This window comes from Priestia megaterium NBRC 15308 = ATCC 14581 (genome assembly GCF_000832985.1).
In the GTDB taxonomy this organism is placed as follows: Bacteria; Bacillota; Bacilli; order Bacillales; family Bacillaceae_H; genus Priestia; species Priestia megaterium.
Genome location: NZ_CP009920.1, coordinates 1,265,069 through 1,279,682 on the forward strand (window position 1 = coordinate 1,265,069; position 14,614 = coordinate 1,279,682).

Consider the following 14,614-nt stretch of genomic DNA (forward strand, 5'->3'; position numbering starts at 1 on the left):
ATTATTTCAATAAAATACTCCACTATGGATATGAAGAAAAACAAGATGCACGTTCCATTAACCTCAATATTTTCACCTCTTAAACCAAAATAAAAAGACCAATGAATGAGTAAAATTCATCGGCCCTGCAGTAAAAAGTTTATTGGTTTTCAGTTTACTATCTAGTGTAAATCCCAAAAATTTATCGGCATGTACTCTGTATTACAAAAGGTATCAGCTCACTCAAAACCCCGTAATTCCAGCAGTCCTATCCCTTTCAACTCGCTTTATGTTCAAGGCGTAATTTATCCGCAACCATGGCGATAAATTCACTGTTTGTTGGCTTCGCTTTTGACATGCTGACAGTATATCCGAATAATGAAGAAATGGAATCAATATTTCCTCGGCTCCATGCTACTTCAATGGCATGACGAATGGCGCGCTCAACGCGGCTTGCCGTTGTATTATATTTTTTTGCAATATCAGGATACAGTACTTTTGTAATCGACCCAAGCAGCTCAATATCCTTATATACCATTGAAATGGCTTCTCTCAAATACAAATAGCCTTTGATATGAGCAGGTACACCAATTTCGTGAATGATGCTCGTAATGCTTGCATCTAAATTTGCTGGTTTGCTGTCGCGATGTGAACGCATGGAAGAAGATGAACGTTGCATAAATGAAGATGTTTGTCCGCTAACTTGACGAATATGATTCACTAAGTTTTCCATATCAAACGGCTTTAGAATAAAATAAGCAGCTCCTAAATCAACCGCTTTTTTCGTTACGTCTTCTTGCCCAAATGCTGTTAGCATAATGACATTTGGATAATTTTCTTTTTTCATTTCTTTTAACTGACCTAAAACTGCTAATCCATCTAGATGCGGCATAATAATGTCTAATACAAGAACATCCGGATCTTTATCTTTTAAAATGGATAAACACTCTTGTCCATTGTAAGCTACTCCGATTACTTCCATGTCTTCTTGCTCTGAAATATAATCTTCAAGCAAACCAATTAGTTCCCGATTATCATCAACCAAGCATACTTTAATTTTTTTCAATGCAGCTTCCTCCTCAGTCCTTTATGTTATACGTCGTTTCCTACGTGTCTCTATTCTTTATTCTAAAGGACAAATTCGACAATGCAACATTATTTCCTTTATTTTTTTAGAAAAAAGTCTTTTAAATGGAATTTATTCGATTTTCTCTTATTTTCTTTGTTTTTCGACGTTTTTCTCTTACATTTACGACAATAATTTTTATCAAAAAAAGCGAACTAATGACAACATTAGCTCGCTTTTTTTCGATTATTTTTATAAATATCGATTCCTGCTTCGTTAAGCATCCATTCAATATGGACACCGTAACCCGAGGTAGGATCATTTACAAAAACATGGGTAACCGCTCCAACGACTTTACCGTTTTGAATAATCGGGCTCCCGCTCATTCCTTGAACAATTCCACCTGTTTTCTTTAGCAATTTAGGATCTGTAATTTTAATAACCATTCCTTTAGTAGCCGGAAACTTTTGAGGTATAGTACTCATAATTTCAATATCAAATTCTTCCACTTGATCATCATCTACTACCGTTAGAATTTTAGCCGGTCCTTCTTTTACTTGATGAGATAGGGCAATTGGCATTGCTTTATCCATTATTCCGTTTTCCATCGTTGAAGACAATTTTCCAAAAATACCAAAAGGACTATTTCGTGTAATATTTCCAATGATTTGTCTATCTTCAGAAAACCTTGCTAGCTTTTCGCCGGGAACGCCGTTAGAACCTTTTTCAATTGATGTAACGGTCGAACGGACAATTTGTCCATCTTCTACTACGATTGGCTTTTTTGTATCCATATCCGAAATAACATGACCTAAAGCGCCGTATTTTTTAGATTTTGGATCATAAAAAGTCATTGTGCCAATTCCTGCAGCTGAATCACGGATATATAAACCGATTCTGTAAGCATAATCTTGCTTATCTTTTAACGGATATAGCTTAGTGTCAAACTGCTTTTTTTCTCTTAAAATATGCAGATTTAATGGTTCACCCGTTTTTCCTGCCTGCTGAATAAACGGTGTAATATCACTCATTTTTTCAATGGTTTTACCATTAATCTTCGTAATCATATCTCCAACTTGAATACCCGCAATTTCGCCAGGAGATCTTTTACCTTTTGCTGTATCTACTTGATGATAGCCTACAACAAGAACACCTTTTGAATTTAATTTCACACCGATTGATTGTCCACCTGGAATGACTTTAAAATCAGATAATACCTGCACGTCTACACGCTTTACAGGAATACCGGCCAAATGAAGCATCAACTCTTCTTTGCCTACTTGTTTGCCTGCTACGGTCAGCTTCGCCTTGTTACTTGTTACATCGTAAACAGGTGATGAAGCTTCTACGCTAAGCGGTAATGTCGTATTAATTTTTTCTTTTTGCTGTTCAAATAAGACGATTTGTTTTGGAATGTGTATATATTGTTGCACAACTGGAATAAATCCTACAAAAATGAACGAAACAAGGAGAATCGCACCAATTATATGTCTGTATCGATTTTGCATGTTTTCACTCTCCTCGCTTCCTCGCCTAAATGGCTACACATTTAATTTAGCCTTCTTAGAGCGCATTTATAACAGAAGTTCAGAGAAAAATGAAAAGAAGTGCAAGGAAACATTTTCAGTTCCTCCATTTTGTATAAAAAAACACCTTTAACACATACTGTTACGTGTTAAAAGGTGTTTTTTTAAATGGTGTGCTTCATCTTATCCGCTAAATCTAAAAGCTCTTTGGCATGTTCCTTCGTTAAGCTTGTAATTTCAGCTCCTGCAATCATTCGACCAATTTCTTTTACTTTTTCATCAACAGTTAACGGAAGAACAGACGTCGTTGTACGATCACCTTTTATCTCTTTAGCAATAAAGAGATGAGTATCTGCCATCGCAGCTACCTGAGGCAGATGAGATATACAGAGAACTTGTGAATCAACAGAAATAGCATGTATTTTTTCACCGATCGATTGAGCTACTCTTCCACTTACGCCTGTATCAACTTCATCAAAGATAATGGACGTCACGCCTTGATGCTTAGAGAAGATGCTTTTTAACGCCAGCATAATTCTTGACAGTTCTCCTCCTGATGCTACTTTTGCAAGAGGCTTTAAAGGTTCACCAGGATTAGTAGAAATATAAAATTCTACGTTGTCAATGCCGTCTTTGGTGAATTTTATTCTTTCTCCATTTACTTCAACGTCATTTTTACCTGCATTTACAACAGAGAATTTAATTTGAAATACGGTCTTAGCCATATACAGTTCTTGAAGCTCATGATGGATACTGTCCGTTAACTCCTGAGCAAGTTTTTTTCGAATAGCTGAAACGTTATTAGCTTCTACTAATAAATCCTGTGCTACACTGTTTAACTCTTCTTTGATCTTGCTCACATGCGTATCTCGATTTTCAATACGATCAATTTCATCTTCAATTTGCGCTGCATATTCTAGAATTTCATCTACACTTTGACCGTATTTACGCTTTAAGTGATTAATTTCATTTAAACGCGCTTCAATAAAGTCTAAGCGTTTGGGATCAAATTCTAATAAATCAAGCTGCTGACGAATTTTATAAGATGCGTCTTCTAGCTGATAGAAGCTCGATGAAATGATCTCAGAAATTTCGGCATAGTTTTTTTCCAGTGACGAAATATCCTCCGTATGGTTCATTGCTACACCGACCCAATCTAAACCTTGGTGTTCACCGTGCAGGGCATTGTACGCATCGTTTAGCGACGTATAGATCTTTTCAAAGTTAGAAATCTTCAAACGCTCTTCATTTAGTTCCTCGTCTTCGTTCAGCTGCAAATTTGCCGCTTTGATTTCATCTAATTGAAATTGAATAAGATCGAGGCGATGTGCCATCTGCTGTTCATTTTCAGTTAATTGATCAAGCTGCTTTTTTAGCGATGTATACCTAGAAAATACCTCTCGATACTCCGTCAAAGCCTCTTCTACTTTTTCTCCTCCATATTGATCAAGAAGAGTTAAGTGACGATCTTGATTCATTAAATCTTGGTGCTCGTGCTGTCCATGTATATCAATTAACGTCTGTCCAACTTCACGTAGGATAGCTAACGTTACGAGCTTACCGTTGATGCGGCAAATACTTTTCCCATTTGTAGTGATATCTCGGCGAAGCACAATCATTCCATCTTCCACTTCCAAACCGACTTGTTTGGCTTTTTCGTGACTCGGATGCTGTTCTTCATCAAATAAGAAAAGTCCTTCAATTTCGGCTCTGTCTGTTCCGTGGCGTACAAACTCCGAAGAGCCTCTTCCACCTACTAACAATGAAATGGCATCAATAATAATCGATTTCCCCGCTCCTGTTTCGCCTGTTAATACCGTTAAGCCTTTTTCAAATGAAACAGAAAGTTCATCAATAATCGCAAAGTTTTTAATGGATAATTCAGCTAACAACCTGCTTCACTCACCTTTATAACATTTCTAAGAATCGGTCTGATATAATTTGCGTATCTTCAGGAGTACGGCAAATAATCAAACATGTATCGTCTCCACAAATTGTTCCTAATATTTCATCCCAATCCAAATGATCAATTAATGCGCCAATCGCATTTGCATTTCCCGGTAATGTTTTCATCACCAACATATGCCCCGCTGAATCAATTTTTACAAATGCGTCCATAAGAGAGCGCTTTAACTTTTGTAAGGGATTAAAACGCTGATCTGCAGGCAAGCTGTATTTGTATCGACCGTCCATCAAAGGCACTTTGACTAAGTGCAGTTCTTTAATATCACGAGAGATTGTTGCCTGTGTTACATTAAAACCTTGGTTTTTTAAAATATCTACCAATTCATCCTGTGTTTCAATATCATTATTCGTGATAATATCACGAATTTTAATATGTCTTTGCCCTTTATTCATGTTGGCACCTCACATTAATATGTAATCTTCTTTTTGTTTTGTTGTTTATAAGTCTTTCACTAATTAAGTATCATAATGTGTTCAACTTGATTATGCACCTTTTGTATAAAGAGTCATAATCAAATCGCCAATGCTAAGTCTTTGCTTAACATTGGCCATTATTACTTTTTCTCTTTTAACGTCTTATGTGCTTCTTCGACTACTTCGCTCACAGTAAGCGGAGCTTGATTTTCACCAAGTTCACGCTCGCCTTTCCAGCGCAAGTGGAGAAGAAATTCGATATTTCCATCTCCTCCCGTTATCGGTGAATACGACATGTTATATACATCGTATCCTTGACGAAGGGAGAAATCCACCATGCCTTGAAGAACTTCTTCATGCACTTTTGAATCACGCACGATTCCTTTTTTCCCAACTTGCTCTCTTCCAGCCTCAAACTGTGGCTTAACGAGCGCAACAACATCGCTGTGTGGAACAAGAAGTGTTTTTAACACAGGAAGAATGAGTCTTAAGGAAATAAATGATACATCAATAGAAGCGAATTCAGGCAAGCCTCTTGATAAATCAGCTGGCGTCACATAACGGAAATTGGTTCGTTCCATTACTTCTACTCGTTCATCTTGACGAAGCTTCCAAGCTAGCTGATTATAGCCTACGTCTAGCGCATAGGACATCTTCGCTCCATTTTGAAGCGCACAATCGGTAAAGCCTCCAGTAGAAGAACCAATATCAATCATGATTTTATCCGCTACATGGACATTAAATTCTTTAATCGCTTTTTCAAGCTTAAAGCCGCCTCTGCTGACGTAAGGCATCACTGCACCTTTAATTGTCAGCGGCGTATCGCATTCAATTTTCTCTCCCGGCTTATCCAAACGGACTTCATTCGCATAAACGAGTCCTGCCATCACTGTACGCTTTGCTTTTTCTCTTGTTTCAATCAAACCTCGTTCTACTAATAATACATCTACTCGTTCTTTTTTTGTCACTTGACTTCAAGCCTCTTTTGTGTTGGTGTTACGAGTTTTTTAACTCGATTTATAATCTCTTCTTTGGTTAAGCCAATTTCTTCTAAAAGTTTTGTTACGCTGCCGTGCTCGATAAAGCGATCTGGAATCCCCATACGTTCAACGCGCGTATCATAATAGCCGTGCTCTGATGCAAACTCTAACACCGCGCTTCCAAAACCGCCTTGAAGTACCGCTTCTTCTACCGTAATCACAGGCTTACTAGTTTGGAAAATCTCATGAAGCATTTTTTCATCCAACGGTTTAATAAAACGAGCATTTACCACTTTGACGCTGATTCCTTGCTTCTCAAGTTCTGCTGCTGCATCCATCGCCATTGAAATCGTTGTACCAAACGTTAAAATGGTTGTATCTGAACCTTCTTTTAATACGTCCCATGTACCGATCGGAATGTTTTTCAATTCCGAATCTAGTTCAACACCTAATCCGTTTCCTCTAGCATAGCGCATAGCAATCGGACCTTCTTCATAAGTCAAAGCAGTGTGAACCATGTGCTGGCCTTCATTCTCGTCTTTTGGCATCATAATAACAAGGTTAGGCAAATGACGTAAGAATGCAATATCAAACACGCCTTGATGCGTTTCACCATCAGCACCTACTAGCCCAGCGCGATCAATCCCAATAAATACATTTAGCTTCTGACGGCAAATATCATGAACCACTTGATCGTATGCACGCTGTAAAAACGTAGAATAAATAGCTAAAAAGGGCTTCATATTTTGAGTTGCAAGACCCGCTGCCATTGTTGTTGCATGCTGCTCTGCAATCCCAACATCAAACATGCGATGCGGAAACTCTTTTTGAAATGCTTCGAGTTTTGAACCCACAGGCATTGCTGGCGTTACAGCTACAATGCGATCATCTTCCCTAGCCATCTTCAATACCGTATCACTTACTAGTTTACTCCAAGCAATCGGAACATTTTTGTCTTTAATAAAGTCACCGGATTCAATTTTGTAAGGGCCTGTACCATGCCATGCTCCGCTTTTATCGCTTTCCGCCGGCAAGTAGCCTTTCCCTTTTTTCGTAATAACGTGAATCAGCACCGGACCTTTTGTTTTCTTTGCATATTGTAACGTTTCCAATAAATCATCATAGCTATGGCCATCAACTGGGCCTAAATACGTAAAGCCAAGGTCTTCAAAGAACATGCCTGACACGACCATATACTTTAGACCATCTTTTACACGTTCTGCCGTTGCCGCAAGCTTACCGCCTACTGCAGGCACTTTTTTCAGCAAGACTTCAAGCTCATCTTTTACCCAGTTGTATTTGCCTGCCGTGCGCAACCGTCCTAGAATACTGTGTACAGCCCCCACGTTAGGAGCGATAGACATTTCATTGTCATTTAAAATAACGGTCATATCCGTTTGCTCGTGCCCGATGTGGTTAAGCGCTTCAAGAGCCATACCACCTGTTAAAGCTCCGTCACCAATGATGGGAACAATATGAGCTTTTGTTTTTTGCAAATCTCTTGCAGCAGCCATTCCCATTGCGGCTGAAAGAGATGTAGAACTATGTCCCGTTTCCCATACATCATGTTCACTTTCGTCACGCTTTGGAAAACCGCATAATCCTTTATATTGACGGATTGTATCAAACTCTCCCGCTCGTCCTGTTAAAATTTTATGGACATACGACTGATGCCCCACGTCCCATAAAAATTTATCTTTTGGGCTGTCGAACACTTTATGGAGTGCAAGCGTTAACTCAACAACCCCCAAATTCGGCCCTATATGACCACCAGTTGCAGAAAGCTTTGTAATTAAAAAACGACGAATCTCTTCACTTAGTTCTTCTAATTGTGTTACTGACATTTTCTTTAAAAACTCAGGATTTTTTATCGTTGTAAGATCCAAGGTGGATCACTCACTTTCGTACTTGTTATAAAGTTACCTTAATACATTGTCTATTGTTTTATACGTATAGTCAATTTTTAGTATTTCCTTATTACTTACAATACCTTTGATATTCTATCAGTAAACCAGTGATATTCAAAGGAAAACAGTGAAAAAATAGCCGCTAACACAAATGTGATAACGGCCACCAAGATATTGTATATGTCTTTCAAACCTATGCACTACGCTTTTATACAGTAGTAAAATCATTATAGCATAGCCCCTATTGGGACTCAATCTTATTTTACTGTATCACTCAAAAAACCTGACAGAGATCGTCATTAACTATCACGTTTTGCTATATATAAACAAATTTCTTCTAGTAATCCGTGCTTAATTTGAGCTTGACGTAACGAGAGAAGTGCTTGTTCAACATGATACTGTAACTTTTCTTTGGCCGCTTCCATACCTAACAAAGAAGGATATGTCGTTTTTTCATTTTCTGTATCACTGCCAATTGGCTTTCCTAATTTTTCTTCAGAGCCTTCCACATCCAAGATATCATCTTGAATTTGAAACGCTAACCCTACATGCTTACTGAATTCTTCTAATAATTCTTGCTGTAGAAGCGTAGCTTTTGCAAGAATAGCTCCTGCTTTTACACAAAAACCTAGCAGCTTCCCCGTTTTGTGAAGGTGAATATATTCAAGCTCATCTAGCGTGAGCTGCTTTTTTTCGCCTTCCATATCCGCAACCTGTCCGCTGATCATACCTTCTGTTCCGCTTGCTTTTACCAGTTCTGTAATGAGCTGAAGCTTCATATGTGATGTAATCTCGGGATGTGCCGCTTCAGAAATGAGCTGAAAACTATTTGTTAAAAGAGCATCTCCAGCTAATATAGCCGTTGCTTCGCCGTACACCTTGTGATTCGTTGGTTTACCTCTTCTTAAGTCGTCATCATCCATGCTAGGTAAATCATCGTGAATGAGAGAATATGTATGAATCATTTCCACTGCACATGCTGTTTCTAATCCCATGCTCTCGTCTTTTCCAAACGCATGTAGCGTTGCAAACAACAGCACTGGGCGAAGTCGCTTTCCTCCTGCCGTAAGCGAGTAAAGCATGGATTCCTTTAAGTTAACCGGAGCATGTAATGCTTTTACCACTTCAGGCAAGCGTGTTTCTACTCGATCTTTTGTAAAAGAAATATACTCTTTTAAATTCATTTCATTCACCATCACTCTTCCTCCTGCACCGAGAATGGCTCAAGCGTTCCGTCTTCACGTAAAATAGTTTCCATTTGCTTTTCAATATGCTGAAGACGATCGTGACAGAATTTTGAAAGAGTCATTCCTTCTTGGAATTGTTGAATTGCTTCTTCTAATGGCACGTCGCCTTCTTCTAGCTTGTTTACGATGGTTTCTAACTGCTCCATCGCCTCTTCAAACGTATACTCTTTATTTGTCGCCATTTTTCATCGCTCCTCTATTTTCGAAACTTCACACTGCAACTGTCCATCGGTCAAACGAACGTTTACCACATCGCCTTTGGATACTTGTTTGGTTGATTTAATTAACTCTTTTTCTTTATCGTATACTAAGCTGTAGCCTCTTTCCATTGTTTTTAATGGACTAAGCGTATGTAATTTTGACGTTGCCGTTGCAAATAAAAGCTGTTTTTGCTTTAGCAGCTGCTGCATCTCTTTTGTCAGCATTTTCGTCAGCTGCTGTTGACGCTCCGCCGCTTTCGTTAACTGATGCTCGGGGTGATTGCGCAACAAAGCGGCTGTTAGCTGCTCGTAGTTCGTCCGTTTATGTTCAATGTACCTTCTACCTTCACGATAAAAACGCTCCATCAACTGATCTAACTGCTGCTCTTTTTGCTCGACCAACTTTTGAGGATAACGAAAAGCATATGATTTCTGGGATCGTTCAAGCCTGCGGCTACTAGACTGAAGCATTTCTTTCATTGAACGAAGAAGACGGATGTTTCGCTGAGTCAATCTTTCTGTAATTTCACTGATATGAGGCACAGCTAATTCCGCAGCACCTGTTGGAGTAGGAGCGCGAAGATCTGCTACAAAATCTGCAATTGTAAAATCGGTTTCATGTCCAACCGCTGAAATAACAGGAATAGTAGAAGTGAAAATTGCACGAGCAACGCTTTCTTCGTTAAAAGCCCAAAGCTCTTCAATTGACCCACCACCGCGGCCAACAATTAATACGTCTGCTTCTTTACGACGGTTTGCTTCTTCAATTGCCTTAATGATAGACGGTGCCGCATTCACTCCTTGAACAAGAGCGGGCATAACAATAATGTTCGCATTATATCTGCGCTTTAATGTCGTAATAATATCACGTACGGCTGCTCCAGTTGGAGATGTAATAACACCTATTGTTGTTGGATACTTGGGCAGTTTTCGTTTCCTAGCAGGATCAAATAAGCCTTCTTTTTCCAGCTTTTTTTTCAGCTGTTCGTAGGCTAAGTATAAATTTCCAACGCCGTCAGGCTGCATTTCTTTTACGTACATTTGATAATTTCCGCTTGGTTCATAAACCGAAATTTCAGCTCGAATGAGTACATTCATTCCTTCTTCAGGCTGAAAATTAAGCAGCCGGTTATGCCCAGCAAACATAACGGCTGCGATACGAGCATTTTGATCTTTCAAGGTGAAATACATATGTCCCCGACTATGACGTTTAAAGTTGGAAATTTCTCCTTTAATCCATACATCTTGCATGTGAGGGTCTACATCAAACTTGCGCTTAATGTATCGTGTAAGAGCCGTAACGGTTAGATAACGCACTTCACTCATCGTTTTGCCTCCTTTGCAGTCACCCTCTCCCCTTTATATAAAGGAGAGAAGCATTTTGGTCACTTGATTTGGCAAGATGAACCTTTATTTAGATAAAGTTGTTAACACTTTAGACAATACGCCATTGATAAACTTGCTTGATTGATCATCGCCGAACGTTTTCGCTAATTCAATCGCTTCATTTAACGTAACGCTCGTAGGAATTTCTTCTTCATACTTCATTTCGTATACGGCAATACGTAGGATAACGCGGTCTACAGTAGCTACACGATCTAACGTCCATTTTTCTAAATGATTGCGTAAAAGTTCATCAATTTCTTGCTGATGTTCAACCACACCTAGCACGAGACTTTCTAAAAATTGATCAGACTTTTCATTTTGTACAACATTTCCGATTGCCTCCATTGGCTCGGTCTGCCCTAAATCATGCTGAAATAGTGCTTGTAATGCTTTTTGGCGTGCTGTATGTCTTTTCATTATTTTTGCTCCTTTATTTATCTTCTTCAACTAGTATACCTAGATAATAGCATAGTTTATGATACGATACTTCATTGTTCTTAGACGAAGTTTGTAGAACACGAAAAAGACCGTCTTTATGACGAGACAGTCTTTTTCACTTTACCATAGCTTGTGCTGAAAAGGAACAAGTAATCATACGTTATTCCATTTTAGCAACAGCCGTTAGGTAAACGTTTGTTTTATTCAACTTCTTCAATATCAGTTTTTTGCGTATCAAACTGAATCCCTACGATATGAATGTTTACTTCATCGAGATCAATAGCTGTCATATTTTTAAGGGCTTGACGAATGTTATCTTGTACTTGTTGCGCTACGTTTGGAATAGACACTCCAAACTTCATCATACAAAATACGTCTACTTTTATCCCGTTTTCTGTTAAGTCCACTTTTACACCTTTACCGTGGTTTTTCTTTCCTAGTTTCTCCACAACGCCAGCTGCAAAATTTCCTCTCATTGCAGAAACGCCTTCTACTTCAGAAGCAGCAATACCCGCAATGACTTCAATAACCTCAGGAGCAATTTCTACTTTGCCAAGAGAATTTGGGTGTTCTTCCATTTCTAATACATGATTTTCATTCATGTACAGCACCTCCTATAGTTTATATTATACTAAGAATTCATTACGTCATATAGCTCAAGAAACTTCGTGTTGAATTCACCGCTAACAAATTTTTCATGATTTAATAGTTTTTGGTGAAAAGGAATAGTGGTTGCAACGCCGTCGATAACAAATTCATCTAACGCCCGCTTCATTCGTTCAATAGCTTCCTCACGAGTTGGCGCATGAACAATCAATTTAGCCACCATTGAATCATAGTAAGGCGGGATTGCATAGCCCGGGTATGCAGCAGAGTCTACGCGCACTCCGTAGCCACCTGGCGGCAAGTACATTTGAATCGTACCTGGTGATGGCATAAAGTTTTTCTCTGGGTTTTCCGCGTTGATTCGGCACTCAATTGCCCATCCGTTAAATGTCACTTCTTCTTGCGTAAACGGTAAAGTTTCACCATTTGCCACTTTGATTTGTTCTTTAATTAAGTCAACTCCTGTCACCATCTCTGTAACAGGGTGTTCTACTTGGATACGCGTATTCATTTCCATGAAGTAAAATTTGTTTTCACGGTAATCATAAATGAATTCCACTGTTCCGGCTCCTGTGTAATTAACGGCTTGAGCAGCTTTAACAGCAGCGTCGCCCATTAATTCACGCGTTTTTTCGTCTAACGCTGGAGAAGGCGTTTCTTCAATTAACTTTTGAAGACGGCGTTGAATCGAGCAATCACGCTCTCCTAAATGTACAGTATTCCCATGAGAATCAGCCAACACTTGGATCTCAACGTGACGGAAATCCTCAATGAACTTTTCAATGTACACACCAGGGTTACCGAAAGCTGTAGCAGCTTCTTGCTGTGTAATTGTAATACCTTTAATAAGCTCTTGTTCATTTTTCGCAACGCGGATTCCTTTTCCTCCGCCTCCTGCCGTTGCTTTAATAATAACAGGATAGCCAATATCATTAGCGATTGACATACCGTCTTCCACTGACTCTACAATTCCAGTTGAACCAGGAACAATTGGAACACCCGCTTCACGCATCGTTTCTCTCGCTACGTCTTTTGTTCCCATTTTGTTAATGGCTTCAGGACTTGGTCCTACAAATGTAACGTTACACTCTCTGCATAGCTCTGCAAAATCAGCGTTTTCAGCTAAAAAGCCGTATCCAGGGTGAATAGCGTCACAGCCCGTTAGCATCGCAACACTCATAATGTTTGTAAAGTTTAAATAGCTGTCTTTAGATGACGTTGGTCCAATACAATACGCTTCGTCTGCTAATTGTACATGCAAAGAATCGCGATCAGCTTGAGAATGAACAGCTACTGATTCTACACCTAACTCTTTACACGCTCGAATAATTCGAACCGCAATTTCTCCTCGATTCGCAATTAATAGCTTTTTAATCATATTTACCGCTCCTTATTCAGGCTTTACTAAGAAAAGAGGTTGACCGTATTCTACAAGTTGTCCACTTTCAACTAATACGTCAACGATTTCACCTTTAACTTCTGCTTCGATTTCATTAAATAATTTCATTGCTTCTACGATACATACAACCGAATCTTTTTGTACTTTATCTCCAGGAGTCACGTATACATCTGATTCTGGCGATGATGACGCATAGAAAGTCCCTACCATCGGAGATGTAATTTTATGTAAGCTTTCATCAACCGCTGGGGCCGCTTGTTCTTCTTTTGGTTGAGCAGACTGTGCTGCTGGGGCTGGCGCTGGAGCCGCTGCTGCCTGCGGTGCAGGTGCTGCCACTTGTTCAGGTGCCGAAACCACTACTTGCTGCGCTTGTTTGGAAACAATTGCGTCTTTTTTCTTCATCTTGATTTTGGAGCCTTCGTGCTCATAGGTGAACTCCTCGATTGATGATTGATCAACTAGTTTAATGATCTCACGGATCTCTTGAATTTTTAACATATTGAACACTCCTACCTCATGAAAATAGAATTCTCTACAATGTTAATAATACGACAGATGGCTACAGCCATTCAATTCGTTTGGCAAACATTAAAAAGAAGTTCCACTTACTCTATAATAACTTTTTAGCGTTATCGTTTTATAAATGGAAACATAGCTTTACAGATGACAACACTTATGAAAACGTTTGTCACCTAGTACTAATATAAGATTATGAAACCTATTATAACCGAAGTAAAAAAAGAAAGCCATGTTAAAATTTTTACCGTCTCGCTTAAATTTTAGTCATTTCATAAAAAAAGAAGTGTAAACAACCCCAATTTACGGCTGTTTCACACTTCTTTTATTCCCTTTATTTAGTTGGTTGAAACTCTACCGCTACTTCTTTTGGACCCATTTCTTTTTTGACTAGCTGAATGATTTGATTTGCTTTTGTTTTTGAGTGTTTTTCTGTCTTAACCGTAATTTGTACTTGCTTTCCGTCTGCTCTTACTAGCGCGTCACTGTATCCTTTTGCTTTAATTAATGTTTCCAGCGTGGCTTCTTTTTCCCCAAGCTTTGATAATTCATCAATTTTATCCATCGCCTTGCTTACTTCCGCAGGCGTCACATTTTTTGATGCAGCTACTTCTTGATACTCTTCTTTTAATTGACTTCTTTCATCATTTAATTCCAAACGAAGAGCCGTAAATAGCTCGTCGCTATCTGTGCTTGATACAACCGCTGATTCTTTTGCATTTTTAGCCGTTTCCTTCTTTACATTTCCTGCTGAACCTTCAGTTTTTGAATCTTCTTTTGTTCCTGATTTCTCATCTGTCTGTTGTTTTGTATCTTCTGCAGGAGCCTTGTCATCAGCCTGCTTTTCGCTCTGTTTTTCATTGTCTACTAGCGCAACATTACTCTGAGGATTTTCTGGCGTTGTCATATAATACACCGATAACACAACAACTAAACTTAACATTGTTAATAACCAAACCGTTTGCTTTTTTAATAACATATTCAT

The 14,614-nt window shown here is 38.9% G+C and carries 14 protein-coding genes; all 14 read right to left on the reverse strand.

Annotated elements, in window-relative coordinates; all coding sequences use genetic code 11:
• Nucleotides 1–256: 256 nt before the first annotated feature.
• The 14 genes from spo0A to BG04_RS07075 all read right to left on the reverse strand — a co-directional run bounded on the left by spo0A (nucleotide 257) and on the right by BG04_RS07075 (nucleotide 14,614).
• The gene (spo0A, locus tag BG04_RS07010; protein WP_013084985.1) at nucleotides 257–1,045 is read right to left on the reverse strand and encodes a sporulation transcription factor Spo0A; all 789 of its coding nucleotides are present in this window, start codon (nucleotides 1,043–1,045) and stop codon (nucleotides 257–259) included.
• Between the two features lie 227 nt (nucleotides 1,046–1,272).
• Entirely contained in the window at nucleotides 1,273–2,553 is a 1,281-nt protein-coding gene (gene spoIVB / locus BG04_RS07015) for a SpoIVB peptidase (RefSeq protein ID WP_016765539.1), read from the reverse strand.
• A gap of 182 nt (nucleotides 2,554–2,735) precedes the next feature.
• On the reverse strand, nucleotides 2,736–4,463 hold the full coding sequence (gene recN, locus BG04_RS07020; protein ID WP_028410663.1) for a DNA repair protein RecN: 1,728 nt from the start codon (nucleotides 4,461–4,463) through the stop codon (nucleotides 2,736–2,738).
• Between the two features lie 16 nt (nucleotides 4,464–4,479).
• A complete protein-coding gene (gene ahrC / locus BG04_RS07025) occupies nucleotides 4,480–4,929 on the reverse strand; it encodes a transcriptional regulator AhrC/ArgR (RefSeq protein ID WP_013059136.1) in 450 nt (149 codons plus the stop codon).
• Between the two features lie 161 nt (nucleotides 4,930–5,090).
• Nucleotides 5,091–5,918: a TlyA family RNA methyltransferase gene (locus BG04_RS07030; RefSeq protein ID WP_034648959.1), complete on the reverse strand. Its 828-nt coding sequence runs from the start codon at nucleotides 5,916–5,918 to the stop codon at nucleotides 5,091–5,093.
• The gene (gene dxs, locus BG04_RS07035; protein ID WP_013059138.1) at nucleotides 5,915–7,816 is read right to left on the reverse strand and encodes a 1-deoxy-D-xylulose-5-phosphate synthase; all 1,902 of its coding nucleotides are present in this window, start codon (nucleotides 7,814–7,816) and stop codon (nucleotides 5,915–5,917) included. The genes BG04_RS07030 and dxs overlap by 4 nt, the downstream gene beginning before the upstream one ends.
• A 320-nt stretch (nucleotides 7,817–8,136) precedes the next feature.
• A complete protein-coding gene (locus tag BG04_RS07040; protein WP_034648957.1) occupies nucleotides 8,137–9,033 on the reverse strand; it encodes a polyprenyl synthetase family protein in 897 nt (298 codons plus the stop codon).
• Entirely contained in the window at nucleotides 9,033–9,266 is a 234-nt protein-coding gene (locus tag BG04_RS07045; RefSeq protein WP_013059140.1) for an exodeoxyribonuclease VII small subunit, read from the reverse strand. Before BG04_RS07045 ends, BG04_RS07040 begins: the two co-directional genes overlap by 1 nt.
• A 3-nt stretch (nucleotides 9,267–9,269) precedes the next feature.
• A complete protein-coding gene (gene xseA / locus BG04_RS07050) occupies nucleotides 9,270–10,610 on the reverse strand; it encodes an exodeoxyribonuclease VII large subunit (RefSeq protein ID WP_016765542.1) in 1,341 nt (446 codons plus the stop codon).
• 84 nt (nucleotides 10,611–10,694) lie between these two features.
• Nucleotides 10,695–11,087, reverse strand: coding sequence for a transcription antitermination factor NusB (gene nusB, locus BG04_RS07055; RefSeq protein ID WP_013059142.1), 393 nt, complete (start codon nucleotides 11,085–11,087; stop codon nucleotides 10,695–10,697).
• Between the two features lie 221 nt (nucleotides 11,088–11,308).
• On the reverse strand, nucleotides 11,309–11,710 hold the full coding sequence (locus BG04_RS07060; protein WP_013059143.1) for an Asp23/Gls24 family envelope stress response protein: 402 nt from the start codon (nucleotides 11,708–11,710) through the stop codon (nucleotides 11,309–11,311).
• A 29-nt stretch (nucleotides 11,711–11,739) separates the two neighbouring features.
• Nucleotides 11,740–13,092, reverse strand: a complete 1,353-nt coding sequence (gene accC, locus BG04_RS07065; protein ID WP_013084993.1) for an acetyl-CoA carboxylase biotin carboxylase subunit — start codon at nucleotides 13,090–13,092, stop codon at nucleotides 11,740–11,742.
• A 12-nt stretch (nucleotides 13,093–13,104) separates the two neighbouring features.
• On the reverse strand, nucleotides 13,105–13,611 hold the full coding sequence (accB, locus tag BG04_RS07070; protein ID WP_034648955.1) for an acetyl-CoA carboxylase biotin carboxyl carrier protein: 507 nt from the start codon (nucleotides 13,609–13,611) through the stop codon (nucleotides 13,105–13,107).
• Between the two features lie 352 nt (nucleotides 13,612–13,963).
• Nucleotides 13,964–14,614, reverse strand: a complete 651-nt coding sequence (locus tag BG04_RS07075; RefSeq protein ID WP_272801048.1) for a SpoIIIAH-like family protein — start codon at nucleotides 14,612–14,614, stop codon at nucleotides 13,964–13,966.